The organism is Polaromonas sp. P1_G4 (assembly GCF_056405475.1).
Window position 1 is genome coordinate 1 of the sequence record NZ_JBFUCA010000533.1, and the last position, 2791, is coordinate 2791.

Annotated in this window: 4 protein-coding genes; 1 reads left to right on the forward strand and 3 read right to left on the reverse strand. The window is 63.0% G+C overall.

The annotated features are described in order from the left end of the window. Nucleotides 1-154: 154 nt before the first annotated feature. Nucleotides 155-811 carry a GDSL-type esterase/lipase family protein gene (locus tag AC1D1X_RS20050; RefSeq protein WP_477698987.1) on the forward strand — a complete coding sequence of 219 codons (657 nt, stop codon included), beginning with the start codon at nucleotides 155-157 and terminating at the stop codon, nucleotides 809-811. An 8-nt stretch (nucleotides 812-819) separates the two neighbouring features. Here AC1D1X_RS20050 and AC1D1X_RS20055 read toward each other — a convergent pair whose 3' ends face one another. The 3 genes from AC1D1X_RS20055 to AC1D1X_RS20065 form a co-directional block, all read right to left on the reverse strand. Continuing rightward, nucleotides 820-1392, reverse strand: coding sequence for a CinA family protein (locus AC1D1X_RS20055; protein ID WP_477671516.1), 573 nt, complete (start codon nucleotides 1390-1392; stop codon nucleotides 820-822). Between the two features lie 300 nt (nucleotides 1393-1692). Continuing rightward, nucleotides 1693-2292: a hemerythrin domain-containing protein gene (locus tag AC1D1X_RS20060; protein ID WP_477671515.1), complete on the reverse strand. Its 600-nt coding sequence runs from the start codon at nucleotides 2290-2292 to the stop codon at nucleotides 1693-1695. Nucleotides 2293-2447: 155 nt separating this feature from the next. After that, the coding region (locus tag AC1D1X_RS20065; protein WP_477698988.1) for a helix-turn-helix domain-containing protein at nucleotides 2448-2791 on the reverse strand (344 nt) is incomplete at its 5' end.

The window sequence follows — 2791 nt, forward strand, 5'->3', positions numbered from 1 at the left end:
CGCTTGCAGTGGTGTCCAGATGCGCTTTGGCATGGTTAGACTGTGCGCATGCTGATCATCCCTTCGCTGAGCCGCAAGCAGCTGCATCCGGAAGACAAGGCGCCGGCCGCGCACCCGGCTCCACCCGATAACCTGAAATAAACCGGCACGACGCATGGACTCGCATCACCATTCCCTTCRCCGCCAACTCCTGCTGGGCGCTGCCTGCTCTGCGCTGCTGTTGGCTGCGGCTTGCTCCAGAAAAGCCGGGCCCAAAGGCAAGACCCTGCCCAAGGAGGCCACCCTGCTGTGCCTGGGCGATTCGCTGACCTTTGGCTACGGCGCCCCGGCGGGCGCCAGCTACCCGCAGCAGCTGGAACTGCTGACCGGCTACGTCACGCAGAACGCGGGCATCAACGGCGACACAGCGGCCGGTGCGCTGGCACGCCTGCCGGCGCTGCTGCAGGAAAACAAGCCGGGCCTGGTGCTGGTGTGCATTGGCGGCAACGACTTTCTGCGCAACATGCCGCTGGACAGCACCCGCGCTGCCATCAGGTCGATTGTGCAAACCGCCGCTGCCAGCACGCAGGTGGTGCTGATCGCGCAGCCCAAACCCGTGCTGCTTTCTGCCGCGATGGGCTCACTGAAAGACCATGAGGTGTATGCCGAGATCGCCGCGGAAACAGCCACCCCGCTTTTTGCCGATGCCTGGTCTTATGTGCTGTCACGCAGCGAATTGCGTTCTGACCAGATCCACGCCAATGCGGAAGGCTACAAGGTGTTTGCCGGGCGTTTGGCCGACTGGCTGCGCGACAGGAAATTTGTCGCCTGACGGGTTTGTCAGCCGGTGCGGTCGCGCCTGGCTGCCGTTTCAAGAAACGCCGCGTGGCGCGCCGGGATCTGCGTGAGCGCATAGGCAGCCGCCTGCTCGCGGATGCTGTTGCGGTCACCGCTGAACCTGCGGGTTTCGGTGAACACCGCGTCCCCACGTCCATCACGCCCCGCAAACATCCAGGCAAAGCACTGCGTGCCGGCGGGAATCTTCGGGTCGGTGCCGTCGGTCACGCCGGTGTTGGCAATGGCCATGGTGGCCTCGCTCTTTTGCATCGCGCCGCGCACCATCTCGGCAGCCACCTCTTCGCTGGTGAGGTTGCAGCGCTCGATGGTTTCTGCTTTCACCCCAAGGCAACGCTGTTTGGCCCGGGGTGAATACACCACATAAGCCGACTCCAGCAAGGACCCCGCACCCGGCACATCCGCGAGGTGTGCGGCGATCAGGCCTGCGGTGCAGGACTCGGCGGTGGCCAACACCAGCGAGTGGTTTTTCATGTAAGCCGCGACGGCCCTGAGCTGGTTGCTGCTGGCGTCGCGGGAGGACTGACGGGAAGGCGGACTTGTGCTCTCAGGCGTCATGGCGTGCGGCCCAGGCGGCACCTGAACCTTTAGCGGAGATATCCAGACTATGCGTTGCCGGTGCCCACGCGGCCAGAGCGTGTTGCTGACGGCCTTGTAGGAATGATGTGCGCCCCGGCGCAGGACCCTGCCCGCTTGCGGCTCCGCCATCACCCTACACAAACAGAAGCCCGCAGAGTCATGCTATTGATTTCATAGCTGCTTGCGCACGGCCTGACTGGTCCGCAGGCTCACGGGCAGACGGATTCGCGTCAGGTACGTATGACAGGCTACATGCCCGGTGCCGGCCCAGGGCAGGCTTCAGCCATCACCCAGCCCGATGGGCGCCGGCGCCTCCATCACGATGCGTGTGAAAAGCCGGTCATACACCGGGTCTGCCGCGTGCTTGCCGGCAAGCGGGTCGCGGTTTTGCTGGAAGGCGGCGTCCAGCTCTTTCCAGTCGGCCTCGGTGAGCACTTTTTCAGCCTCGGGCAGGATGATCGTTTCTTCCAGCCGCATGTGCTCCAGGTAAAACTCGACGTAACGTTTGCACTGCGCCTCGAACTCGGGCTTTCGCTGCTCGCCCAGCAGCTCCCAGGCCAGCAACAGGTGCTGCAGTTCACGCACAGCCTTCTCGCCGCTCATGTGGTCGCGCTCCAGCTGCTGCACCGTAGCCATGACCGATGGCGCGGAGCGCACCACACGCGGAAACAGCAGGTCTGACTCCTTGGGGTGATGCAGGCGCTCGGGGAACTCGTCGATATAAAACAGCATGGCCCGAAAGACGTCGAAGAATTGCTGCGCACGGTCGCCCGGGCCGCGCGCCACCATGAGCAGCATGGAGCGCAGCATGGCGGAAAGGGAGGCGTGCTCATCGAGGATGATCTGCACGCTGGCATGTTTGTGAATGGCGGTCTCCAAGGTTATCGGCGAATTGCCAATAGCGCCCAGAATGCCTCCAGGCACCGCCGCCGGCCTTGACGAAGATCAAACGGCGTGCACTTGGCGCATCATCCGCCTGCCAAGCAAGCCAGCTTCGACGACAAGCGTGGTCGGTGGACTTGTGCAGACCTTCCCTAGCGGTAACCTGCACGAAACTCCACCGGGGTACATCCAACCTCCCGTTTGAAGAACTTGGTAAAGTTGCTGGAGTCGTCGAAACCCAGCTCGTAGCCTATCCCGGCGATGGGCATCCCGGTGTGTGCAAGTAGCCGCTTGGCCTCCAGCGAAATCCTGTTCGCCACAAACGCTTTCGCGCTAACCCCCGCAACATTCAGGGTGACGCGAGTCAACGTTCGCGTTGTGCAGCCGATGGCATCGGCATATTGCGCCAAGGTATGCCACTTCGCAAACGATTGATTCAGGAGGAGCCGAAACCTCCGAAAACGATCCAGCTCCGAAGGCCGGACGGTGCCATCGC